The 23623-nt window shown below is 58.5% G+C and carries 21 protein-coding genes and 2 tRNA genes; 10 read left to right on the top strand and 13 right to left on the bottom strand.

Annotated features, from left to right (window positions below):
• Positions 1-288 precede the first annotated feature (288 nt).
• Positions 289-663 carry a hypothetical protein gene (locus tag G449_RS16360; RefSeq protein WP_022658605.1) on the bottom strand — a complete coding sequence of 125 codons (375 nt, stop codon included), beginning with the start codon at positions 661-663 and terminating at the stop codon, positions 289-291.
• 162 nt (positions 664-825) lie between these two features.
• On the opposite strand from G449_RS16360, the gene G449_RS0107040 reads away from it, so the two are divergent.
• A tRNA-Leu gene (locus G449_RS0107040) sits at positions 826-912 on the top strand.
• Positions 913-1344: 432 nt separating this feature from the next.
• Positions 1345-1420: transfer RNA gene (locus tag G449_RS0107035), tRNA-Lys, on the top strand.
• Positions 1421-1582: 162 nt separating this feature from the next.
• On the opposite strand, the gene hslU is transcribed toward G449_RS0107035, so the two are convergent.
• Entirely contained in the window at positions 1583-2896 is a 1314-nt protein-coding gene (gene hslU, locus G449_RS0107030) for an ATP-dependent protease ATPase subunit HslU (protein ID WP_022658604.1), read from the bottom strand.
• A gap of 254 nt (positions 2897-3150) precedes the next feature.
• Between hslU and tpx the strand changes: the two genes are divergently transcribed.
• Positions 3151-3654 (top strand): thiol peroxidase, encoded by a 504-nt coding sequence (gene tpx / locus G449_RS0107025; protein WP_022658603.1) that lies wholly within the window; start codon positions 3151-3153, stop codon positions 3652-3654.
• Positions 3655-3773: 119 nt separating this feature from the next.
• Here the strand turns inward: tpx and G449_RS0107020 are convergent, their stop codons facing one another.
• The 4 genes from G449_RS0107020 to G449_RS0107005 all read right to left on the bottom strand — a co-directional run bounded on the left by G449_RS0107020 (position 3774) and on the right by G449_RS0107005 (position 7552).
• Positions 3774-4637: a metal ABC transporter permease gene (locus G449_RS0107020; protein WP_022658602.1), complete on the bottom strand. Its 864-nt coding sequence runs from the start codon at positions 4635-4637 to the stop codon at positions 3774-3776.
• Entirely contained in the window at positions 4630-5568 is a 939-nt protein-coding gene (locus G449_RS16355) for a metal ABC transporter ATP-binding protein (protein WP_022658601.1), read from the bottom strand. The genes G449_RS0107020 and G449_RS16355 overlap by 8 nt, the downstream gene beginning before the upstream one ends.
• Positions 5558-6604: a metal ABC transporter substrate-binding protein gene (locus tag G449_RS0107010; RefSeq protein WP_022658600.1), complete on the bottom strand. Its 1047-nt coding sequence runs from the start codon at positions 6602-6604 to the stop codon at positions 5558-5560. Before G449_RS0107010 ends, G449_RS16355 begins: the two co-directional genes overlap by 11 nt.
• A gap of 87 nt (positions 6605-6691) precedes the next feature.
• Complete coding sequence (locus G449_RS0107005; RefSeq protein ID WP_022658599.1) at positions 6692-7552, bottom strand: pirin family protein; 861 nt, start codon at positions 7550-7552, stop codon at positions 6692-6694.
• A 124-nt stretch (positions 7553-7676) separates the two neighbouring features.
• Between G449_RS0107005 and G449_RS17765 the strand changes: the two genes are divergently transcribed.
• Complete coding sequence (locus G449_RS17765) at positions 7677-8573, top strand: M23 family metallopeptidase (protein ID WP_022658598.1); 897 nt, start codon at positions 7677-7679, stop codon at positions 8571-8573.
• A gap of 117 nt (positions 8574-8690) precedes the next feature.
• Here the strand turns inward: G449_RS17765 and G449_RS0106995 are convergent, their stop codons facing one another.
• Together G449_RS0106995 and G449_RS0106990 are read right to left on the bottom strand one after the other, a co-directional pair.
• A complete protein-coding gene (locus tag G449_RS0106995; RefSeq protein ID WP_022658597.1) occupies positions 8691-9014 on the bottom strand; it encodes a hypothetical protein in 324 nt (107 codons plus the stop codon).
• Between the two features lie 2 nt (positions 9015-9016).
• On the bottom strand, positions 9017-9865 hold the full coding sequence (locus G449_RS0106990; RefSeq protein WP_022658596.1) for a 50S ribosomal protein L11 methyltransferase: 849 nt from the start codon (positions 9863-9865) through the stop codon (positions 9017-9019).
• Positions 9866-10094: 229 nt separating this feature from the next.
• On the opposite strand from G449_RS0106990, the gene G449_RS0106985 reads away from it, so the two are divergent.
• From G449_RS0106985 to queD, 4 genes are all read left to right on the top strand, one after another.
• The gene (locus tag G449_RS0106985; protein WP_022658595.1) at positions 10095-10871 is read left to right on the top strand and encodes a class I SAM-dependent methyltransferase; all 777 of its coding nucleotides are present in this window, start codon (positions 10095-10097) and stop codon (positions 10869-10871) included.
• Positions 10868-12616, top strand: a complete 1749-nt coding sequence (locus tag G449_RS0106980; RefSeq protein ID WP_022658594.1) for a YcaO-like family protein — start codon at positions 10868-10870, stop codon at positions 12614-12616. Before G449_RS0106985 ends, G449_RS0106980 begins: the two co-directional genes overlap by 4 nt.
• A 359-nt stretch (positions 12617-12975) precedes the next feature.
• Positions 12976-13614 (top strand): 7-carboxy-7-deazaguanine synthase, encoded by a 639-nt coding sequence (queE, locus tag G449_RS0106975; RefSeq protein ID WP_022658593.1) that lies wholly within the window; start codon positions 12976-12978, stop codon positions 13612-13614.
• A gap of 8 nt (positions 13615-13622) precedes the next feature.
• Positions 13623-13979, top strand: coding sequence for a 6-carboxytetrahydropterin synthase QueD (queD, locus tag G449_RS0106970; RefSeq protein WP_022658592.1), 357 nt, complete (start codon positions 13623-13625; stop codon positions 13977-13979).
• 558 nt (positions 13980-14537) lie between these two features.
• Here the strand turns inward: queD and G449_RS16345 are convergent.
• Positions 14538-15728: an HlyD family secretion protein gene (locus G449_RS16345; protein WP_022658591.1), complete on the bottom strand. Its 1191-nt coding sequence runs from the start codon at positions 15726-15728 to the stop codon at positions 14538-14540.
• 175 nt (positions 15729-15903) lie between these two features.
• Between G449_RS16345 and G449_RS0106960 the strand changes: the two genes are divergently transcribed.
• Positions 15904-16626 (top strand): hypothetical protein, encoded by a 723-nt coding sequence (locus G449_RS0106960; RefSeq protein ID WP_027180780.1) that lies wholly within the window; start codon positions 15904-15906, stop codon positions 16624-16626.
• 456 nt (positions 16627-17082) lie between these two features.
• Here the strand turns inward: G449_RS0106960 and G449_RS0106950 are convergent, their stop codons facing one another.
• The 4 genes from G449_RS0106950 to ybgF form a co-directional block, all read right to left on the bottom strand.
• Positions 17083-18000: a manganese-dependent inorganic pyrophosphatase gene (locus G449_RS0106950; RefSeq protein WP_022658589.1), complete on the bottom strand. Its 918-nt coding sequence runs from the start codon at positions 17998-18000 to the stop codon at positions 17083-17085.
• 184 nt (positions 18001-18184) lie between these two features.
• Positions 18185-19306: a tyrosine recombinase XerC gene (locus G449_RS0106945; protein WP_281166537.1), complete on the bottom strand. Its 1122-nt coding sequence runs from the start codon at positions 19304-19306 to the stop codon at positions 18185-18187.
• On the bottom strand, positions 19303-20700 hold the full coding sequence (gene dprA / locus G449_RS0106940; protein WP_027180779.1) for a DNA-processing protein DprA: 1398 nt from the start codon (positions 20698-20700) through the stop codon (positions 19303-19305). Before dprA ends, G449_RS0106945 begins: the two co-directional genes overlap by 4 nt.
• Positions 20701-20742: 42 nt before the next feature.
• A complete protein-coding gene (gene ybgF / locus G449_RS0106935) occupies positions 20743-22056 on the bottom strand; it encodes a tol-pal system protein YbgF (RefSeq protein WP_022658587.1) in 1314 nt (437 codons plus the stop codon).
• Positions 22057-22515: 459 nt separating this feature from the next.
• Here ybgF and G449_RS16340 point away from each other — a divergent pair, with 459 nt between their 5' ends.
• Positions 22516-23535 (top strand): hypothetical protein, encoded by a 1020-nt coding sequence (locus G449_RS16340; protein WP_225529783.1) that lies wholly within the window; start codon positions 22516-22518, stop codon positions 23533-23535.
• Positions 23536-23623: the final 88 nt, after the last annotated feature.

The following is a 23623-nucleotide window of genomic DNA, read 5'->3' as shown; positions in this document are numbered from 1 at the left end:
CCTGTTCTATGGCGCTGGCAATCAAGATATTAAGAGCAATCACGAGACGTAAGTACAGCAGCTGGCCCCTACATAAGCAGCAGACGGGTCATCTGCGATATTATCTTTATATGTTAGTACATTAAATGCCATTCGTCTTGCAACATCGACATCAGAATATCATCCTCATACCTGCCATTATACATAATAGAATCGCGCCGGATGCCTTCTACCCTGAGCCCTGATTTTCATACACGCGTTGCGCTTGGGTGTTGTATGAAAACGCATTCAGCTCAAGACGATGCATCTTTAATTCATCAAAAACAAAGCTGCAAACGGACTGAACTGCCCATGTTTCAAGTCCTCTTCTCTATATGCATTTTGAAGGATAGCAATGCGAAAATGAGCACTGCGAAGAACAGGATCAATTTCACTCACCACGCATTCACCAATAATATTTTTGTCCGGTGCCATGAGTAAAAATAGATATCTGTCGGCAGCAGCAATAGATTTACTAAAAAAAGAAGTGACTTCTTCTCTTGTAAAGCTAGCTTTGCACCCTGTCATTTTCACAAGTTCTCTGTCCAATGGATTGTAAATCTGTCCATAGTAAGGTTCTGAATCTTCAAGACTGGCAGACCGTAATAAAAATCCGTCTCTTTCCAATACAATGTTGGTGATCATTCTCGAACTCTCAGCCAGCCAATGCTGTACTGCGGCGCCGGGCTGCTTTTGGCCCAATCAGAGAGCCAACCGCGCTGAGGGCTTGACGAATCGGCGCTCCTTGGGCTACAAAGCCACTCACGTCATGCATATGCGGCATTGCCCATGTGTCTTGGTCAGTCTGCCGGGATGGTGGAATTGGTAGACGCAGCGGACTCAAAATCCGCCGAGGGCAACCTCTTGCGAGTTCAAGTCTCGCTCCCGGTACCAGCAAAAAATAAGGGCTTGCAAAAATGCAGGTCCTTTTTTTTGTTTGCTGCGTGACCCCATAGAGAAAAAAGCCTGCGCTGGTATCCGGCTTGCCCCGGTTTTGGTGTAGAGCCATTTTAACAGACTGCGCTTCGCTGAATCAAAATCACGGTCTTTTAATGCCCGCTCCTGTCAGGCACACCAATCAGGCTGTGTAATTTTACTAAGTGGATTCACGAGGGAGTCAGCCGCGGCTGGATTGCCATGCCTCACCGGCAAAAAGCTTTTTTGCCTTCACAACTTGAAAATCTCCCCGTCCAGAGCGGAAATTTAACGGTTCTGCCGCGTCGATATTTGCAGGTAATGGCCTGACGCGCAAAATAATTTTACAAAAAAAATCGTATCCGCTTGACACTTCCCCCCCATTTGCGTAAACACCTCTTCACGCAATGCGGGTCATTAGCTCAATTGGTAGAGCAGCTGACTCTTAATCAGTTGGTTCGGGGTTCGAGTCCCTGATGGCCCACCAGAAAATCCAGGTTCGCGGTTATACCGCGAACCTTTTTTCTTTTGTTCTCCATGTAGTTACAATAAAACCGGCCAGTGGCCGGTTTTATTGATCTTTGGTACTTCAATTCCTTGTGCTCTGCTTCCGCTGTCACGTTGCCGAAGCCGCGCACAGACCCAGAGCCTACAGAATATACTGGCTCAAATCCTGATCGTCGCGCACATCCTGCAAGTGCTCTTCCACATAGGCCTTGTTGACCACCACCTGCGCGCCGGGCATTTCAGGCGCGTCAAAGGATATGTCAGCCAGGATCTTTTCCATGATGGTATAGAGCCGCCTCGCGCCGATATTTTCCGTGCGGGAATTGGTGTCTTCCGCAAAGGCCGCGATTTCTTCCAGCCCGTCATCCGTAAAGCTCAGGCGAATCTGCTCCGTGCCCAGCAATGCTTCATACTGCTTGGTCAGGGCGTTGTCCGGCTCCTTGAGGATGCGCAAAAACTCTTCCTTGCCAAGAGGCTGCAATTCAACCCGCAAGGGAAAACGCCCCTGCAATTCGGGGATCATGTCCGATGGCTTGCTGAAATGGAAAGCCCCCGCCGCGATAAACAGGATATGATCCGTGCGGATCATGCCATACTTGGTGTTGACCGAGCTGCCTTCCACAATGGGCAGCAGGTCGCGCTGCACGCCCTCGCGCGAAATGTCTGACGTGCGGTTTTGCGAGGAACTGGCGATCTTGTCGATTTCGTCAATAAAGATGATGCCCGTCTGCTCTACCCTTTCGCGGGCCTTGTCCACCAGAGCCTCCTGATCCACAAGCCTGCCTGATTCTTCCTGCACCAGCACGGAAAAAGCGTTGCGCACCTTCATTTTGCGGCGGCTGTGCTTGGGCGGAAAGGCCTTGCTGAACATGTCCTTAACCTGCCCGCCCATCTGCTCCATGCCGGGGATGGCAAACAGGTCAACGCTGCCGCCTCCCTGCTCGGTCACATCCACTTCCACTTCACGGTCGTCCAGAAAGCCAAGGCGGAACTGCTGCAAGAGCTTTTCGCGCGTGGAGGCGCGCTCTTCCGACCCAAAGGAGCTGGGCAACAGCAAATCCATAAGGCGCGATTCCGCAGCTGCCTCGGCAGCCTTGCGCACACGGGCATTTTCCTCATCGCGCACAAGGTTTATGCCGATTTCCATGAGGTCGCGCACCATGGATTCCACATCTCGCCCCACATAGCCCACTTCGGTAAACTTGGTGGCTTCAACCTTTACAAAGGGCGCGCCTGAGAGCTTGGCCAGCCGCCGGGCAATTTCCGTTTTGCCCACGCCCGTGGGGCCCATCATGATGATATTCTTGGGCGAAACTTCATCGCGCAACTCCGCCGAAAGATGCTGCCTCCGCCAGCGGTTGCGCACCGCCACGGCAACCATGCGCTTGGCCTGTTCCTGTCCCACCACAAATTTATCAAGCTCGGCAACAATGCCGCGAGGTGTCAAAGTACTCATCAAATTCTCCTGCTGTAGGCACATTCTTATGTAAATATAGGCATTGCCGCGCGCATGGCAATGGAGAAGCAAAAGGTTTTCTCCACCGCCGCAGCGTACCGCCGCGCACTGCCCTTGCGAACACTTTCCTGCAACGATACACTGAAAAGGTGAGAGCGAGAAATCTGGAAATCCTACCTCGCTAATAATAATCATTGACAATAAAGCCTTGATAGCACAGAATCCAAGAACCCTGAAACAATAAGGAGTTTCCTATGGATACAGTTACGTTCAAAGGCAATGCCATGCATCTTGAAGGCACCCAGCCCGCCGTTGGCGGCAAGGCTCCCGACTTCACGCTGACCGCCAACGATATGAGCCCCCGCAGCCTGAAAGACTACGCTGGCAAGGTGCTTGTGCTTGTATGCGTTCCCTCGCTGGATACTCCCGTATGCGATATGGAAGTTCGCCGCTTCAATACCGAAGCCGCCGCCCTGTCCGACAAGGTGCGTATTGTGGCCGTGAGCCGAGATCTGCCCTTTGCGCAGGCCCGTTGGTGCGGAGCTGCTGGCGTAACCGCTGTTGAAGCCCTCTCCGACTACCGCGCTGGCGCCTTTGGCAAGGCCTATGGCATCCTGATCAAGGAGCTGGATCTGCTGGCCCGCACGGTCTTTGTGGTCGCCCCCGACGGCACCCTGGCTTACAGCCAGCTTGTGGGCGAAGTTACCCACGAGCCTGACTACGCCGCCGCTCTGGAAGCGGTCAAAAAGCTGGCCTAGCTCGAACAGCTACCCCAAAAGCCAAAACGCCTTCCCCAACTGAAAGGGGAAGGCGTTTTTTTTGTGGTATCGGCCAGAGCGGGCCAGAGCAGGCGCAAAGATGCGCTGCGGCACTGCCGTCAGGAGCGTCTGCGGCCCGTGGCCTGAGCGGCAAAGAGGCTCACCGCAAACCAGCAGCAGGCCACAAGAATAATGGTGGCCCCGCTGGCCGTAGCCAGCCATTCCTGAGCGGAAAGGGTCAGCCCTGCGAAGGCGGATGATGTGCCCACCAAAAGCGCCCACCAGAACATGCCCCCGGCAGAACGGGCAAAATTGCGGGCCGTGGCGGCGGGCACAATGAGCATGGCCGTCACCAGCAGCACGCCCACCGCCCATACAGAAAACATCACCACCAGTGCCAGCAGCCCGGCAAAAGCATACTGCCACATTGCCACGCGTACACCGTGAACCCGCGCCATAACCGGATTCAGGGCAATATACATCAGCCTGTTGTAGCCCACGGTCTGAAACAGAAGCAGGGCAATAAAGAGCAGGGCCAGAAAGCCAATTTCACCATCGGTGATGGTAAGGATATCGCCGTACAAAAAGCGCTGCATGTCCCTACCTACGCCCTCGGCACGGCTCACCACGGCAAGGCCAAAGGCCACCACGGCAGAAAAAACAATGCCGATGACTGTGTCGGACGAAAGGTCGCTCTTGCGCCGCACAGCCATGATGCCAAGCCCCACCAGTATGCCAAACAGGGGCATGGCAAGACGCGGCGGCACAGCCAGTATCAACCCCAGCGCAACCCCGGCAAAGGCCGAGTGCCCGATGGCGTCTGAAAAAAAGGCCATGCGAAAATTGATAACTTCCACCCCGAGTACAGAGGCCATAGGGGCCAGCAGCAGCACTCCGAGCAAGGCCTGCTGCATGAAACGCATTTGCAGGCAATCGAGCGGAATCATGGAAATAAGCGCATATATTGGGCTGAGATCAGGCACGGGAACCTCCCTGATCCGACGATTTTTCGCCGCAGGGTTCACTTTGTGAGGCGCTCATGCGGGCAGACAGACGGGAATTCAGGCGCGCATTCAGGCGGGCGGCCTCCCGCCGCTCTATGGACGCATAGTTGGGCAGCAGGCCCTCGGCTTCGCTCACCACGCCGCACTGCGGGCAGCCGGGGTCTTCAGGGTCGCACTGGTCCGGGTACAGGTGGATAGGCACGCCAAAAAGTTCCATAAGGGTGGAAGATGTCAGCGTGGCGCGCGGCGCGCCTGTGGCGCATACTGTCTTGTTGAGGCAGATCACGTGGGTTGCGTAGTGCGCCACCAGAGGCAGATTGTGGCTGACCATGATCTGCGTAAAGCCGCGCTCGTGCCGGGCGGCATCCAGCAATTCCCAAAAGAGCCTCTCGCCGCGCACGTCTACGCCTGCCGCAGGCTCGTCCAGCACCAGCAGTTCCGGATTGCGACCAAGAGCCGCAGCCAGCAGCACACGGCGCAGTTCGCCGCCAGAAAGGTCACCCATGCGGCTCTGCTCCAGATGCTCGGCCTTGACCATCTGCAAAAGCTGCCGCCCCTCGCTGCGCGCCCAAGGGCGCAGGCCCAGCCACAAGGGCTGGCGCTGGCGGCTCAGGGCCAGAAATTCGCATACGCGCAAGGGCAGGCTGCGATCCATAATCAAATGCTGCGGCACATAGGCCATGCGGGGCTGATGCTCTAACCCAGCGAACTGGATACGCCCTGTATAGGCCATTTCGCCAATAAGGCAGAGCAGCAGCGTGGTCTTGCCCGCCCCGTTGGGGCCCACAAGAACCGTGCTGCCGCCAGCGGGCGCGGTGGCGCAGATATTGTTCAGAATAAGATTGCCCCCCCGGCTGAGGCATACATTCTCAAAGCAGACCGAGGGGGCAAGCAAGCTGTTATTTGCCAAAGTACTTCTCTAACGTGGCAATATTTTTTGACATAACGGTTTCGTAATAATCAAGGGGCGCGCCAGACGGCCCCGAGGCCAGAGGGTCAAGCTGCACTGCCGGAACACCCGTTTCCGCCGCAAGGGCGAGCACGGGCTTGTCCGAATACTGGGGCTCGCCAATAAGCACAACCGGCTTGAATTCTTTTATCTTTTTTACGAGATCAAGCAGACGCGCCGCAGAGGGTTGAGCCTCTTCATCTTCCTGAATCACATCCACAAGGTTCAGCCCGGCATCGCGCACAAGGTAGGCCATGCCATCGTGCAGGGCCACCACATTCTTGTTGGCGGCATTGGCCCCTACGGCGGCAAGGCGCTGGCCCAGAGCCTCAAGCCTTGCGGCATAGGCATCCGCAACCTGCGGGCAGTTTTTTGAGGCAACCGGCGCAGCAGCAGCAAGGCCACGGCCAATATTGCGCGCCATCACCGCAGCTTGCAGCGGGCTGGAAAAAGCATGCGGATTCAGGCCGCCGTGGTCGTGCCCATGGTCATGGCCGTGTTCGTGAGCATGATCATGCCCTTTTGCCGCTGCCGCAGGGTTGTGGTCATCCTTATGGGCTGCGTCCGCCTTGCCGTGGTCGGCATCGTGATCTTCGTCATGTTCTTCAACAATGGCGTTTATGCCCTTGCTGCTGTCGATGACGGCGATCTTCTTGCCTGCGGCGGCAAGGGGTTTTTCCAGAAAGGACTCCATGCCCAGGCCGTTGATGATCACAACATTGGCCTTGGAGAGTTTTTGCATGTCCTTGGGGGTCAGCGCGTAGTCGTGCGGGCAGCCGGTCTGGGGGGGAATGAGCAGATCAACCTGCACATCCGGGCTTGTCTGGGCAACAGCGCGGGTCAACAGATATACGGGATAGGTGGTGGCAAGAACGCGCACCTTGGGCTCAGCGGCAAACGCGCCAGTAACCGCAAAAGCGGTTACGAGCAGCGTGCATAAAAGTGCCAGGCCGTGATGTTTGCCCTTGCGAAACAAGACAGAAATACAATTGCTCATGGTACTTGCTCCTGTTTGCAAAGCAAAATGGTCAGATAAGACCCCGCAGCAGCCGTGTCAAGCCGGGTATTTTCAACCCGACAGCGGTTAATCCTGAGCGGACGGAAGCCAGTGTTTGATGAATCTGCCTTCTTCAATTTCAAAATACGCCTGCATCAGCTCCTCATCCGTATTCATGACAATGGGGCCGCCCCAGGCAACCGGTTCCCGCAAGGGTGCGCCGGAAACCAGCACAAAGCGGCATTCCTCTTCGCCGCCTTCAAAGGCCACGGTGTCCCCATCGCCCAGCAGGTAGGCGTGCCGGGCCAGCATCGGCTCCCTGCCCTCCATCAAGAAGCAGTCGCCAGCATACAGATAGGCAAAAACAGTGTGGGCGGGGTTGGTCTCCACCTGCCAGCGCGCCCCGGGTTTGAGCCGCACGTCAAGAAAACGCACGTCCACATAGTCGCCCCTGGCAGCGCCTTCAACGCCCTTGTATTCACCCGCGACCACGGCCACGGAAGCGGCCTCTTCCTCAACACGCGGCACCATGTCAATGGTGATGTCGCGGTACTTGGGATCGGTCATCTTGTGCGTGGCTGGCAGATTGATCCAGAGTTGCAGACCGAGCATGCGCGGCGAGGCAAGGGGCATCTCCTGATGCAGAATACCGCTCCCGGCGGTCATCCACTGGCAGCCGCCATCGCGGATAACGCCAGCATTGCCCAGGCTGTCCTTGTGTTCAATGACGCCATTCACAAGATAGGTGAAGGTTTCAATGCCCCGGTGAGGATGCATGGGAAAACCCTTTACGTAATCCTCCGGATTTACGGAATCAAAGGCATCAAGCATAAGAAAGGGATCAAATGTTTTGACTGTGGGCGAACCAAGCACGCGCACAAGGCGCACACCTGCGCCATCAATAGTGGGACGCCCCGTGACGTCTCCGGTGATGGATCGTAACTGCATGTGCTGCCTCCTTGTGCCGGGCTTTTCGCCGTATGTGCAGTAAGCCTGGCTTGCATTTTTTACAGTGCACCGTATGCTGCCGACCTGTTCGCGCTCAAAACGCAGCCACAGACGGGGAGAATACGTGTCGAAATTTCTGAGCAGACTCGCGCTTGGTGCCCTCTGCATAGCCCTTGGCTGCCCTCCCACGGAACTTGTTGCCGAGGGCGCATCGGTCGCGCCCGCTGCCGACAGCGCAAAACCTGCCACGGAACTTGCTGCGGAACCCAGCGCGGGCCAGCCAGACAGCCCAGAATCCAAGGCCGGACAAACAGACGCGCAAAAAACATCTGCCAGCAGCCAGCATGCAGCGCCTGAATCTTCCCCAGCAATACCGGAATCAGCCCATCCCGGATCAGCCGCCAATGCCGAGGTTTGCCGTTCCTTGCCGCCCCTGCGAGAGCTGATTACATCCCCCTTTGGCAACCGCCGCATGCCCGGCTGGCTCAGCAGGCGCGGCGTGGTCATGCGCGATCATGGGGGTGTAGACATCCGCGCGCACATGGGCTGGCCTGTCACGGCCTTCAAGCCCGGCACAGTCATCCGCGCTGGAGAAAACGGCCCACTGGGCATCTCCGTTGACATCCGACAGGAAGACGGCATGACGGCGCGCTACGGGCACATGTCAAAAACTCTGGTAAAAACCGGGCAGCGCGTTACCGCAGGCGAACCCGTGGGGCTTGTGGGGTGCACCGGCAGAACCACCGGGGCCCACCTGCACTTTGGCCTGCTGGACGCCTCCGGCAAAGCCGTTGATCCTCTGCCCTATCTGCATTCTGCTGATGAAGTGCTGCGCCCCGACCCGGCGGACATACCGCCTGTCATTGAAGCGCAGTCTTGCGGGCCTGTGATGCGCGGCCCCAACGGACGCCCTACCCGCATGGGCAATACGCGCATGGGCAATACGCGCATGGGCACTACGCTGAAAGAGCTCGACAACTACACTCCGCCGCCCATCCCCACCTGGGATCAGCGCCGATAGCAAGAACAGCCTGCATCTCGCGTTGAGTTCCGGGCAGATTCCCGCCCCCGATCAGGGTGGAACGCCGCGCAAAGCAACGGCCAGATCAATGACCTGAGCAATGCCCTGATTCCAGGCCTAATTACGGGTTCGCCGATCTGCCGCCGTGCGGGACTTCTTGCGCGCCTTGGGCCACAGGGCCGCCACAAGCACAAGCTGCCCAACCACCAGCACCGGGTCGCGGTCAAACAGGCCCGCGCCGAGCACAAGGCCCGCTCCAAGCAGGGCTGCGCCACGGCTAGCGTAAAACCTGCCCGCAAACTGCAAGACCACACCAAGCCCGACCAATATGGCAAAGAGCATTGCCGGGGCGGTTTCCGGCGCAAGAACAATGGGCAAACCGGGCAACGCAGACGAAATATCCGCCTGCGCCGCCGCAGTTGCCAGAGCAAATACCGTCAATGCTAATCCCAGACCAGCGCGCACCACTCGCCGTCAATAACGCGGCGGGGCTTGGGCAGGCATTGGGCCATGTAGGCTTCTTCCACGCTGTCGGCCTGAATTTCAAGCAGGCCGGAGAGCACCAGGCATGCGCCGGGCTTGCAGGCCCACACAATGCGCTGGGCAAGATCAATCAGCGGGCGGGCCAGAATATTTGCCAGCACCAGATCATAGGTACGGCCTTCGAGCGCGTCTATGCTGCCAAGGCCCACTTCAAAGCCCTCGATTCCGTTGATCTGCCTGTTTTCAATGGCATTTTCCACGGCGAGCATGTCGATGTCGTAACCTTCACCGGTCAGGCCGCTCTTGCAGCAGGCAATGCCAAGCACGCCCGAGCCAGTGCCGAGGTCCAGAAAATGCTGGCCCGGCTTGACGCGCCCGGCTTCCACAAGCTCGCTCAGCACGGTGAGGCACAGGGCCGTGGTGGCATGATGGCCCGTACCAAACGCGCTCTTGGGCTCGATAACAATCTTTTCCCGGCCAGGAAAATCATTGCTGTCGGCAAGCCAGGGGGGCAGCACCACAAAACGGTTGCCGCAGGGCACAGGCGTAAAAAACTGCCGCCATGCTGCCAGCCAGTCCTGATCCTCAAGCGTGGTCAGGGTGTATTCCGCAGCGGGAATGCGGGCCTGAAGGTCGCTTTGCAGGTTGTTGATGAATTCGGGGTTTTCGCAATGCACGCGAAAGCGGGTTTCACCAGTGGGCAGGGTTTCTTCTTCCCAGCCAAAGGGCACACCCAAGGTCAGCAAGCCGGTGGCGCGGTCTGCATCTTCTTCGGCCACAACCATTTCCAAACGAAAAATCTGCTTCATAATCCTCTCGCTCAGTGTTTGCGGCGGGGCCACTGGCACACCAGCCGACCAGACAACAATGCCAGACTTCCCCTGCCGGGTCGAGTCCCTCTGGCGGGCTGAACCTCTTTTGCGGGGCGCTGGCCCTCCGCAATACCTACTTAATCAATAAGGATTGCCATGCACCTCAAATGCGGGTATAGTAACTAACTTATCGAAGCCTTTGTATTCCCCTTTGCAAGGAACATCCATGTCTGACCCCCAGTGCACGCCTCTGTCACCCGAGGAAACATCTACCAGTCTTTCCCCAGCCCATGCCACCGAACTTGAGACCCTGCTGGAACGCATCCGCACCGATTTTGATGTGGAATTCGAGCCGCTGCATGTGGACGAAAATCCCCTTCAGGTGCTCTCCATACAGAACATGAGCGCCCATCTGGACAAACTGCTGCAACGCAAGGCCATCCATGATCCGCTCAAGGATCTGCCCCTGTGGGCAAAGCTTTGGCCCGGTTCTTTTGTGCTGGGCCGCCTGCTGCGCAAGTACGAACCGCAGGGCAAAAGCCTGCTGGAGCTTGGCGCAGGCTGCGGCGCGCTGAGCCTTGTGGCAGCCCGCTACGGCTTTGCGCGCGTGGTGCTGAGCGATGTGGTGGAGCAGGCCCTGCGCTTTGCCAGGGCCAACGTGTTGCGCAACGGCCTGGGCGACCAGATTGAAGTCACCCATGTGGACGTGACCGCGCCGGGGCGCGACCCGCGCTTTGCCAGCGGTTTTGACATTATCGCCGCCTCGGAAATTCTCTATCTGGACGACCTGCACAGGCCGCTGGTCAAGTTTGTGGATCGCCACCTCGCGCCCGGCGGCAAGGCATTTTTCTGCACTGATGTAGCCCGCGCCAAACCCCATTTTGGCAAAATCGCGGCCAAGACCTTCAAGATAACCGAAGGCCGCATCGGCGTTAAATCCCACGATGAAAACGGCGAAGAACAGCGCCGTCTGTACAGCATTCTGATTCTGGAGCGGCCATGAACGAGCAGTTGCCCATTATAACTCTGACCCCCTGCCCCAAGGGCTACACGCGCGATCTGGACAAAACCATGAGCCCCGCGCAGACCATTGCCCGCGTTCGCGAGCGGCTGGATTCCTCCCGCCTCGACATTTTGTCAAAAACGCGCCGCGTGGACGTAGGCAGGCTTGGCATACCCGTGTTCCTGAGCGTGTGCGGGGCCGATGCCCGGCGCATCATGCCCACCCGCAAACAGATGGGCAAAGGCTCCTCCGCCGAACAGGCCGAAGCTTCGGCCCTTATGGAACTGATGGAGCGTTTTGCCTTTTTCAGCTTTTGGGAAGAACGCCCCCACATGGTCAGCGCCACATGGAGCGAGGCCGAGGCCCGCTTTGGCAACGACCTGCTATCCATTGAGGCCATGCTGCGCTCGGTGGACGACACCCTTTCGCCGCAGGATGCCCGCCGTGTGCTTGACCTCACGCACTGGCAGTTCTACCCCGCCACCCGCCTGCTGGACGGCAAAACCGTATGGCTGCCGCTGGACTGGTTCAAGCTGCTTGGCGAATTTAACGGCACTTCGGCTGGCAACAGCCGTGAAGAATCGCTGCTGCAAGGCCTGAGCGAACTGATTGAGCGCCACGTGTGCTGCCGGGTTGACCGCAACCTGCCCACCACGCCCACCATCGACCCGGCATCCTGCGCCTTTGACCCGGTGCTGGCCGAACTGCTGGCGGCCTTTGAGCGCGAGGGCATACGCATTGTGCTGAAAGATTTTTCGCAGGGCATGCCCCTGCCCACGGTTGCCGCCGTGGCCTGGGATCCCAAAACCTTTCCCGACAGTTCTGAAATCATCTATACCGCCGGCACTGCGGCTTCTCCTGCCAAGGCGGCCATCCGCGCGGTTACGGAAGTTGCCCAGCTTGCAGGCGATTTTTGCACCCGCGCCTGCTACGAGGCCTCGGGCCTTTCCAAGTACACGGCCCTTGAGCAGATCAACTGGCTTATCGAAGGCCCAACCGTCTCCCTTGCCAGCCTGCCCACCGTGGAAAACGCCGATATCCGCGAAGAACTGCTCACTGCCCTGCGCGGCCTTGCCCCGCTGGAGCTTTACGCGGTAGAAACCACGCATCCGCGCCTTGGCATCCCCACCCACTACAGCATTGTGCCGGGCCTGCATTTTCGCGAGCGCGACCGCAACCAGAGCCTTGGCCTCTTTGTGGGCCGCAAGCTCGTAGAGGAAGCCGATGCGGAGACAGTGCTGCACGGGTTGAAAGTGCTGGAATCATGCTATCCCGGCGCGCATTTTCTGCCTTTTTTTGAAGGCATGCTGGCCCTGCGCGCGGAAGACTTCAACACTGCCCGCAGCGCCTTTGCCGCAGCCGTGCCCCTGCAACCGGACGCCGATTCCCAGGCTCTGGCCTCCTTTTACCTTGGCTATACAGACACCCTTGAATGCCGCTGGCAGGAGGCCCTGCCCGCGCTGGCAGCCGCAGCCAGGCTCTGCCCGGACATGAAGGAATACGGCAACCTGCTTGGCGTGGCCCACTTCAAGACTGGCGACTATGCCAAGGCGGCTGAGGCCTTTAAGGCTGTGCTGCGGGTGGACAAAGGCTCTGCAATGGATCTGGCCAACCTCGGCCTGTGCGAAAAATTCATGGGCAATGCCGGGCAGGCCCGCGAATATCTGAGCGCCGCACTGGAGCTTGACGCCAGCCTGGATTTTGCCCGCAATCATCTCGCAGAGCTGGAAGGACAGGCGAACTGATCAGACTCCATAACTGGCTCCATAACTGGCTCCATCCCCCAATCGGGAATTGGCGTGCATGTCTGGCGTAATGCCGCAAACACGGTTTTGCCGCACTGAATGCGTTAGCGCCGGGGTTTTGATGCTTCCGTGCAGGAGTACGGGCGCGCAAAAATCCCGGCGCTTGCTTTTCAAAAACTGCAAGTCCTTTACCTGGATGCTGCCAGCACTCCACCGATATTCTTGATAAAATACACATTTTGCCTCAGCATGTCTCTGAGGGTATAAGAATACGCGCTTCACGCAAAAAAATTGCGGCTGCCTGCCTGTGAGGTAAAAGGCAGCGCATGGCAACTGTGCGGTGGAACTGGAGAAATATAGTGAGCTTTGCAGTCAAGGAAATTTTTTATACGTTGCAGGGGGAAGGGTTCCACGCGGGCCGCCCCGCGGTTTTCTGCCGTTTTTCCGGCTGCAACCTTTGGTCAGGGCGGGAAGAAGATCGCAAATTTGCCAAATGCCCATTTTGCGATACAGACTTTCTCGGGGCCGAGAAATCGGGCGGAGAATTCAAAAACGCCCCTACGCTGGCCCAGGCGATCTGCTCTTTTTTCCCCAGCTATACGCATCCGGGCTATCGGCCTTACGTGGTCTTCACAGGTGGGGAGCCTGCCCTGCAACTTACGGAAGAATTGTTGCAGGAGTTGGGCCGCTACGGTGTGGAAACAGGAATAGAAACCAACGGGACGCTCGCCCTGCCCAAAGGCCTGGACTGGATTACGGTCAGCCCCAAGGCGGGAACGAAACTGGTTGTTACATCCGGGAGCGAGCTAAAGCTCGTCTGGCCTCAAGAGGGCATCTCCGTACAGGATTTTGAGCAACTGGATTTCAAACATTTTTTTCTGCAACCGCGCGATTATGCAGGTCAGTCACAGGCAACAGAAGATGCTGTCAGAATCTGCCAGGATCGCCCGCTGTGGAGGCTCAGCCTCCAGACGCACAAGTTTATCGACATTGCTTAGGAGAACATATGGATATTTACGTTACTATGACGTTTGACGCGGCGCATCGGCTGCCCGCTGTACCGGCAGGCCACAAATGCGGCAATCTGCATGGGCATACTTTTGTTGTTGAAGTTTATGTGCAGGGCGAAGTGTCTGAAACCAATGGCTGGGTTGTTGATTTTGGCGACATTAAAGCGACTGCGAAGTCGTATGTTGACCAGCTGGATCACACGTATCTGAATGATATTGAAGGGCTTGAAAATCCCACCAGCGAAAATATCGCCATCTGGCTCTGGGGCAAGCTGGATCCCCAGATCAGGGGGCTTTCAAAAATCGTGGTTAAGGAAAGCCCCACGTCTGGCGCCGTGTACACCGGGAAGTAGGGGGAAGATAGCAACGACAGATAGGAGGGGCGGGCGGATTTTTCTGACTCTCAATTTATCCATTTGATCATGGCTGAACGAAATATTCAGAGAGCTGTTTTCAGCACATCAGAAGAATCTTCAATCATGGCTGAAGCAGCTTTTGATTCAAAGCAGAAGCGTTCTCTGGCATTAACGCGGCGCGGAGGGAGATCACCTGAGCGAGCGGAGCGAGGGAAGGAAGCTCCCGCAGCTATAGCCGCGTTGCCCTCGCCCTTTTGGGGGATTTGAAAACCTCAAGGGGGTGCTCCGGGGGGGATGCAAGGGGGGCCGCGAAGGGGGCGAAGCCCCATAACCGGCCCCGCCTTGCCGCGCGCCGCGCAGGCTTCCAAAATTTCGCCGGAGGGCGAAATATCGTGCCCAAAGAGCAAAAAATTTAATCAACCTCAGTGGGTAAGCTGAAATCGCGTGCCACACAGGCGTCCCAAACTCCGCCAGAAGACGGAATCCTGTGCCCACAGGGCAGAAAATTTCAGGAATTTCAGTTAGCCGCCCGCCGCGCAAGCCCCCAAACGTCCCCTAATTCCAGAAAACCCTCGTCATAACCTCGCACTTCCCCAACATGCCAGGTTCAAACTGCTTGCCCTCGCCATCACTGATGGTTATGCGCACGGGCACGTAAACTTCCGGGCGGGTCGCAGTTTCACTGGCATCCTTGCTATCCGCAAGGGCATTGGGCGGCAGGGGCTGCGGGTCGAGCCTGTCATAGACGCGCCCTTCAAGCTTGGTATCGTTTTTCAGGGTGATAGAACACTTCTGGCCCGGTTTGAGGGCATTGGCGGCATCCTGCGTAAAAAAGGCCAACAGCCAAAAGGATTTTTGCGCTTCTTTGCCCTCGGGCAACAGCAAGACCACGGATTCGCCGCGCTGCACAGACTGCCCCGGCATGGCGATGCCGCGCAGAATGCGCCCATCTTGCGGGGCGTAGAGATTGCCGTCCACAGCATTTTGCGGCACTGCATTCATGGCAGCGCCCAAGGCCCCTGCCACATATTTTGGCGCATAGCGGTTGCTTGAGGCCAACTGTTTGTACCGCAGTGCTTCCGCGCGCACTCGGGCAAGCTCCTGATCTATAGCTGCGCGCACAAGGCTGACCTGTTCAAATTCCACAATGGCCCGTTCCTTGGCAAGGCGGGTCTGAGCTTCCACCTGTTTGGCGGCTGCGTAGCGCGCTCTGCCCACAGCGTGTTCACCGCCCTGGCTATCGAGGGTGCGCAGGGCAAGCTGGGCGCGCACATGCTCTGCCACGCGTTCTTCGCGCGCCTTCTGTTTGAGATCTTCATCATGCCTCGCCAGTGCAATGCGGCGCACCATCTCCTGTTCCGAATCCTGCGCCTGTCTGAGGCGGGCTGCGGTTTCTTCAATGCTCGGCGGGCCAGCCATAGCGCGCAGACCGGCTGCCTCGCGCCCGGCTTCGCCCACACGGCCAGCATAAGTTCTGGCGTCCAGCCGGGCCAAGACCTGCCCTTTTTTGACGCGGTCGCCCTCTCGAACAGCCACGGATTCGACCTTGGCGGGGAATTCGGACGAAACGGCATACACCATGCCGTCGAGCATGGCCCAGGTGCTGGTTACACGGCCAGATTCAATCCACCACCACCCGGCGGCAACCAGACAGCCTATCACCCACAGGGGCAGCAGGCGCAAAAACATGCGGCCATGCTTTTTCAGTCTGGGTTCGGGCATTTGCAAATATATTGGTTCGGGCATGTCGTGTCCTGTGGGGTTGGAGCATTTTCATGACATTATCATAAAAACATGCAGATACCGTACCATACTGCCCGCAATGCTCTTTACAAGCCGCGCGCAGACGCTTACAAAAGCTGCATTCACGGAGAAGCGGCTTTTTGCCGTCAAATCTCCGCCAGGGGAGTCGACACATATCATGGTCTTATCGCGAATCTGCGCCCTGCTTTGCCTGGGCTGTCTGCTTGCCGGCTGCGGTACCACCCGCCCTGTAGTTGTGGTGGAAAAAGACGAATTCATGAAAATGGCGCATAACATGCCCAAGGAACTCCAGGCCCGAGACCTGCTGGACAAGGACGGCTCCTACACGGCCCCCATGTCGTTCAAGGGCTTGAAAGACTACGGCGACATACTCTTCACCCGCCTTTCGCCCTCATTTATGCTGCAAAACGATACGGCGCACGATGTGTATCTTGGCGAGACATTTTCCGCCACCATCCTGCCCGACAGCCGCGTGCAGCGTTTCCCTAACGGTTTCAGCATCAATCATGCCACGCAGAAGCTTAAAGTCAATATGGTCGGCATTGCGGACTGGAACGGGGACGGGCAGGATGAATGGATAGTTTCCTGCTTTGTAGAACCCAAGAGGGGCGGGCGCACCCGCATTTATTATGTGCTTGTTCCGCCGCCGCTCAATGATCAGGAAAAACTCAAGGGCACCGTTGCTGCCGTATATGAATGCTTTGGACTTTCCTGCACGCTGTACGTGCGCGACAGCAAGGTCATTCAGCGCGATGCCGCCGATCCGCTCTTGCCGCCTACGGAAGTGCATGACGTGGTGCCCGGCTTGCAGCCTGTCACTACCCCGCCCGACAAGGCCAAACAAAAGAGCGGCGAAGGTCTGGAAGAGCGCAGCCTCTAGGCCGCACACTCGTCCAACCCTGCAGTATAAGAATCAGAGGCTGTCGGTTCGCACAGAACTGACAGCCTTTTTGCATCCGAGCACCAAGTAGCGTCGTCCAGCTCCCAACTGGGTTGCGTGTCAGCAATACATGTACTGGCCCCGAATAGACCAGCACAGAGCTGCTATCCCCCCGATTTTGCCGCAAGTTGCGCGCCCCTGCATGGCAAATGCCGCCAAGGGGTAACGGAACAGTGCGGCATTGTTCAGCAGTATCACCACAAGCCGCAATGGCACAAATCGCTCCCTGTGCGGACTATTATGCCCCCCGCCCACCCACAAAGCAAAAGGCAGCCCCTGCCGCTCAGAGCGCCAAAGGCTGCCGCAATAAAAAAACCCGCCAAGGCAGGGGTTCGGTTCGCAAAAACCTGCTTCCCTGCCCCGGCGGGGCAAAATCATTTCAAGCTTAGCTAAAGCTTACTTGAAAGCCTTTTCAAAGTTGGGCACGACCTGCTTTTTGCGGCTCATCACGCCGGGCAGCCACACGGATTTGCCTTCGGCCTTCACGCCAAAAGCTTTTTCCACCACGGAAGGATCGTCAGAAACGATCAGCATTTCAGAGCCTTCCTTCATGATGTCGGTGAGCAGCAGGAACACGCTGTGACGGCCTTCGCCCTTCACGCGGGCGATTTCGGCCTGAAGGCCGGCCTTGACGGGTTCCAGAATGGAAAGGTCGACCACTTCGAGCTGGCCGATGCCAACTTTCTTGCCGCCCATGTCGAAGTCCTTGTAGTCACGGAAGACCAGGTCCTTCATGGAGGTGCCTTCAACGGCGCTCTTGACCTTGAACATTTCCATGCCCAGAGTCATCACGTCGCTCACGCCCGCGATCTTGGCCAGTTCTTCAACGGCCTTCTTGTCGGCGGGGGTGCAGGTGGGGGACTTGAAGATAACGGTATCGGAGAGGATGGCGCACAGCATGCCGCCAGCGATGCCCTTGGAAATTTCCACGCCGTAGAAGTCAAACATGTTCTTCAGCACGGTGCAGGTGCAGCCCACGGGCCAGATCCAGGCTTCCAGGGGCGCGGAGGTGGTCACATCACCAAGCTTGTGGTGATCAGCGATACCGAGCACACAGGCGGAATCCATTCCCTTGGGGGCCTGAGCCAGATCGGAATAGTCCACCAGATACAGATTTTTGCCAGCCACATCGGCAACAACCTGGGGAGCGGTGAGACCGAACTTCTTGAGCACGAATTCGGTTTCAGGAGTGGGCGCGCCCTGGGCGGCAGGGGTAACGTCCAGACCGCGCTTGCTGTACAGGTCGGCGGCGGCAATGGCAGAAATGATGCTGTCGGTATCAGGATTCATGTGACCAATAACTAATGCGGACATGACAGTCTCTCCTTCCGGTATTGTTCGGGTATGCGGTTCAGTACGACCGCTTTGTTCTCTTTAGCACAAAGTCCTGTCCATGCCAAGGTCTTCGCACAAAAAAACCCGAAACAGATTAGTGAACACTCTACCCCACAAAACACATCTATATGAAAATAAACAATATTTTGACTTAGTGATTTTTTTATTTTTTCGTCGCCTTGGGATGGGCCTTGTCGTAGGCTTCCATCAAATGCTCAAGGCTTACCTGCGTGTAGCGCTGGGTGGTGGTCAATCTGCGGTGCCCCAACAGCTCCTGCACACTGCGCAGATCGGCCCCTGCCGAAAGCAGGTGCGTGGCAAACGAATGGCGCAGGCTGTGCGGCGACACTGTAAAATCCAGCCCGGCCCGGCGGCACAGGCGCTCCACAATGCGCGCGGCCTCCCTGCGGTTCAGGCGCGAACCGCGCGAGCCCACAAACAGGGCCTGCTCTTCCGGCAGGGCCAGAAGCGGGCGTTCGTCAAGCCATGCCTTGAGGCTCTCGCACGATGTGTCGGAAAGCGGCGCAAGCCGCTCGCGCGAGCCTTTGCCCATAACGCGCAACACGCGCGATGAAAGCTGCACATCATCAATATCGAGGCCAAGCGCCTCCGAAATGCGCAGGCCAGAACCGTAGAGAAGTTCCGCCAGGGCAAGATCGCGGCACAGCAGGCGCGCGGATTCGGCGCTCTCTGTCCCGGCCTGCCCATGCTCCGCATCCAGCAAGGCAAAGGTTTCGTCCACATTCAGAGCGCGGGGGTGGCGTTTTTCCTGCCGGGGATTGCGCACCTGTGCGGCCACATTTTCTGTTACCACACCATTGCGCTGTTGAAAACGGAAGAATGAACGCACAGCCGCCAGTTTTCTGGCCATGGAGCTTTTGGCCTCGCCCTGACGGAACAGCCAGGCCAGATAGGCCTGCACGTGCCGCCGGGTGACGGATTCAGGCCTTCCGAGGTCAGCATCCTGCCCGCGCAAAAATTCGATGAGTTGCGCAAGATCGCTGCCGTAGGCTTTGAGCGTGGCGGGCGAAGCGCCCTTCTGCACTTCCATCCAGGCCAGAAAGGTATCAACAAAGAGCTTTGCCCGGTCGGGGCCGGGTTTGCGTTGCCCGCCAGCGGCCTGTTCCTGCGTGTTTGGCGTGGCTGCCTCGGTCAACGAGCCTTGCGTTTGCTTGCCCGCAGTTTTTTTGCGCGCTGTTGTTTTGGCCGCAGCAGCACCGCCCCCGGCCTTTTGGCTGGCGGTCGCGCCGACCGGGCCTTTTTGCCCGCCCTGCGCCCTGCTCATGCCGTTACCTCATAGCGCGCGCCGGGCAGACGCCGCACCTTGCCCAGCATCTCAAGCCCCACAAGCGCGGCATTGGCTGCCGCAGCGCTCAACCCTGTGGCATCAGCCAGGACATCGGCATGGGTGGGGCCATGCTGACGCAGATACGCAAGCAGACCAGCGTTGCCATCAGCGGCAGCGGCGTTTTCCGCAGCGGCGCGCTCGCCCTCATTGAGGGGCTGCACTGTGCTGCATGCATTGCTGCTGGCATCATCTATAATAGGTGCATTTTCGCTGGCATGCTCCCCGGTTGGGGCATCCTGCCCATTGGCCTTGCCGGGTTTGCCAGCCGCCGCGCCCTTGTCTGCGGTGCCCCGGCCCGCTGCGCTGGGTGCTGACGCTCTGGGCGTGCCTGCCGCCTTGGATGATTCCGGCGCAGGCACATCCTCCAGCAGTTCTTCCTCTTCACCGGGAACACTGCCCTCGCTGATGCCAAAGGGCCGCAACTGCTCCGCCAGATCGCGCAACACGTCCTCCGCGCTGAATACGGCATGCGCGCCCTGACGCACCAAATCCTGACAGCCAAGGCAATGGGCATCCAGCGCTGGCCCCGGCACGGCGTACACTTCGCGGTTTTGCTCCAGCGCCAGCCGCGCCGTGATAAGACTGCCCGACCGCTGGGCGGCCTCCACCACCAGCACTCCCAGCGAAAGCCCGCTAATAATGCGGTTGCGGATGGGGAAATTGCCCGCATGCGGCAGCATGCCGGGTGCAAATTCAGAGATCAGCAGGCCCCGGCGCTCCATTTCATCAAAAACAGTCATGTTGCCAATGGGATAGAGCATATCAATGCCCGTTCCCAACACGCCGATACTGCGACCAACGCGCTCAAGCGCGGCCTCATGAGCAACCCTGTCTATGCCCAGCGCCATGCCGGAAACAATGGCAATACCGCAGGCCGAAAGGCAGCGCGCCATGTATTCGGCCACAGACCTGCCATGTTTGGTGGCCTTACGCGAGCCAACCACCGCAAAACCCGGCGATTGCAGCAGGGAAAGATCACCCCGGCAATAGAGCAGCAGGGGCGCGTCAATAACCGGGCGCAGCAGCACGGGGTATTCAGGGTCTGTCCACAGGACTATGGATGCGGCAAGATCGCGGGCGCGATCCCATTCTTCTCTGGCAGTGACACGCCACGACCCCGTAGCCAGTTCGGCGGCCTGCCCCTTGTTGACGCCCGCCTCAGGCCAGAGTTCGCGCGCCTGCACGGCGGCGTAGGCCGAGCCAAAGTGCCGTGCAAGGCGTGCGGCAGAACGCGCGCCCAGCCCACGGCAGTGCCGCAAGGCAAGGCTGGCCCAGTATTCCTTGCGGGCGGCCTCGTCCATTGCAGCCAGAGTTTTACACGGCTGGCTCATGCCGCCACCGCTGTATGGCCCAGCGCCGCTGTGCAGCCCATTTTACCGGGCCAGACCACGCGACCGGGCAAGCCCCGCCGCTTCTGAGTTGGGAAACTGCGACAGCAGCTTTTTGTACGCCTGCGCGGCGCCTTCCTTGTCGCCCATACGGCTCAGGGTCATGCCGGTTTTCAGCAGGGCATCAGCATTCTTATGATGGCGCGGCCACTGACTGTTGACCTTTTCAAACTGCGCCAGCGCATCCTTGTACTTTCCCTGGGCGTAGTATCCCTCGCCAATCCAGTATTCCGCATTGGCGGCAAAACGGCCCTGCGGATATTCCTGCAAAAATGTCTGAAAACGTCCAATGCTGTCTGCGGCCCGGCCAGACATGGCAGGCTGCAGGGCTGCCTTGTATGCGGCCTCCTCGCCCTTGCCGCTCTTGGGCAAGGCTGCGGGCTGGGTTTGCGCCGAAACAGCAGGCGTGGCGGCAGCGCTTGCCGCAGAAGCAGGGGCCGAAGCAGGAGCAGGTGAGGCAGCGGCTTTGGCAGCTTTGCCCTTTGCGCCGTTTTTGGCGGCGGCATCCCCAGGCAGGGGCGGCAGGCCCAGCCCCGGGTGCTCGGGCGGCAGAGCAAGATCAGAGACCGGCACAGAAGGCACGGGAACATCAGGATTGCCCCCGGCTGCGGCAACGGGAGGCAGCATGGGCTGAACCGCCCCCTTTCCGCTTGCGGCAGAAGCCGCAGGGGGCAAAGCCGACTCGGGCGGCAGAGCAAAAGATGCAGCGGATCCGCCAGCCGCAGACCCCGCCGCGCCCTTGGCGGCAGCTTGCGGCTTTTCTGCGGGGCTTTGCTGTGCAGCGGTCTTTGCCGCAGGAGTTTTGGGCATGGCCTCGGCTTCGGCCCTGGCGGTCTCACGCGGGGCGGCAGCGGGAATGGGCCTGATTGTGGCGGCGGGATCAATAGCACGGGCGTTGGGCGTTGCGGAATTTGCCGATGCGGCGTTGGTTGCGGGCTGGCTTTGGGGGCGCTCAGAGCTTGCCGCAACCGGGCCATGTGCGGAAAGCTGGGCGCTTTCCGGCTGGGCAGGCGCAACCACAGCGCTTTTGTGGGGCTGCGGCGGAATAATGGGCACCACGGTCATGCCGGTTTTTTGTCCGCCACGGGTGCGCACTTCGTAAACCCTGTTATTGAGCTGGGCAACCTGGCTATCAAGCGTGTTTACGCTTTGCTCCAGCGTACGCAATCGCTGGTCGGTCTCGCGCAGCAGCTTCTGGTTGGTTTCGCTGGTCGATTCCACCTGACGCATTTTGTCAGAAGAAGCGCAGCCAGCAACCAGCGCAACGCAGGCCAACGGCACAACAATCAGTGTTTTCATCCCGGTCTCCAGCACAAGAGCATTCTTGCGTTGAAATATCGCTCAATGCATCAAAAGCCCGCAACAGACGCCCATCAAAAAAATTTCGGCCCGGTCTTGTCGCTTGCCCGGCTGCTAAAGCCGCCAGAACTGCAAACGCACAAGCCCATCAACCTGCCAACCTTTCTTGTGCCTCAACCCCGGCCATATTTCAAGAACTCTTGCAGCGGCAGCGTTTTTCAGGCAAGAACAGGCTTGCTCACGCTCGTACTACATAACAGATACGGACAACCGGAGCATCGCAGCATCAAAAAGTCTGTTCCGCAGCTTTTGGTGTGCCCTGCGCCCGGCTGCAAACGGGATTTTGCCTTCATTCGCACGTGCACAGGTGGCTCACCCGAAACACGGCAGGCAAAAGGCGGCAATAATCCGCATGAACAGTTCCTATCCGGCATCAAGCCAGACCGGAGGCGAAGCCAGATGAATTTTTTCCAGGAAATGGCAGCGGCCCTGACAACTTGGATGGACGCGTTGCGGCATCTTGGACAGTCCTTTCCCATGGCGCGCATGGGCCTTGACGCCCTGAGCATAGCCCTACCGCTCGCGGCCCTGCTGGCCTTTGCGGGCCTGGGTTTCATGTCTGCCACCGCACGGGCGCTGGCGGTTACGCGCAAGCGCGCCTCCTATGAAAAATGCGCGCGCCAGCTGGCCTTGCTCTCATTGCTGCTTGGCTGGGCGCTGCTCATCTGCGGCAGGGTCTGGCTCTTCTTTACGCAAAGCTCCTATACGCCCGACTCCATCTCCGACTTCATGGTTGAAATGAGCTGGATCATGCTCGGTCTGGCCGTGCTTATCAACAGCATGTATTTTGCCTTGTGGAAATTCTTGCTCAAGCTGCCCATGCTGCATGTGGGCATGGGCGTGGTCAGCGGCATTCAGGGCATCATCGCCACCGTGGCGTCCCTGGCTGCGGCTCGCCTGCTCACGGCACTGGCCCGCCCCGATGCGGACTTGCTGACCCTTGGGCACATTTATGTTCCCGGTTTTGGAACCCCCTTCTGGTGCGCCCTTTTCTGGTCGCTGCCCCTGATGCTGGCCGTGGCTGGCGGCATGGGCGCTTTCTGGCTTGTGCTGCGCCGCAAATATGACGACTTTGGCCGCGACCACTACAATACCATGCTCCCCTGGTGCGCCACATGGGCGCGCAACGCCTGGGCTGTTTTCTGGGTTATTTTGCTGGCATCCTCGGTGTTTGACGTGCAGAACGCCTGGCAAAACGACACGTTTACCGCCACTGACGCCATTATGGAAAGCGCAGAGCTGCTGCTCTGGCTTGTTCCGGCCCTGCTCTGGACATTCGTGGCCCGCAGCGCCACCCCCATGCGCCACAAGATCACCCTGCTGGCCGCGCTGGTGCTGGCAGTTGCCATCATGCTGCCCTTCTACCTCAACATGACGGAAATCACCCTGCCCCCATCCATGACCGATATTGTGCAATAGCGGCTAATTGCCGCATGGATATGACGTAAAAACCCCGCCTCCACGGCGGGGTTTTTCGTATCTGCGCGCTGCTGGCAAAACCGGGCAT

It is taken from the genome of Desulfovibrio desulfuricans DSM 642, from assembly GCF_000420465.1.
Lineage (GTDB): Bacteria > Desulfobacterota > Desulfovibrionia > Desulfovibrionales > Desulfovibrionaceae > Desulfovibrio > Desulfovibrio desulfuricans.
The sequence above is the reverse complement of the archived record's forward strand: the minus strand, read 5'-3'. Positions and strand labels throughout refer to the sequence as shown.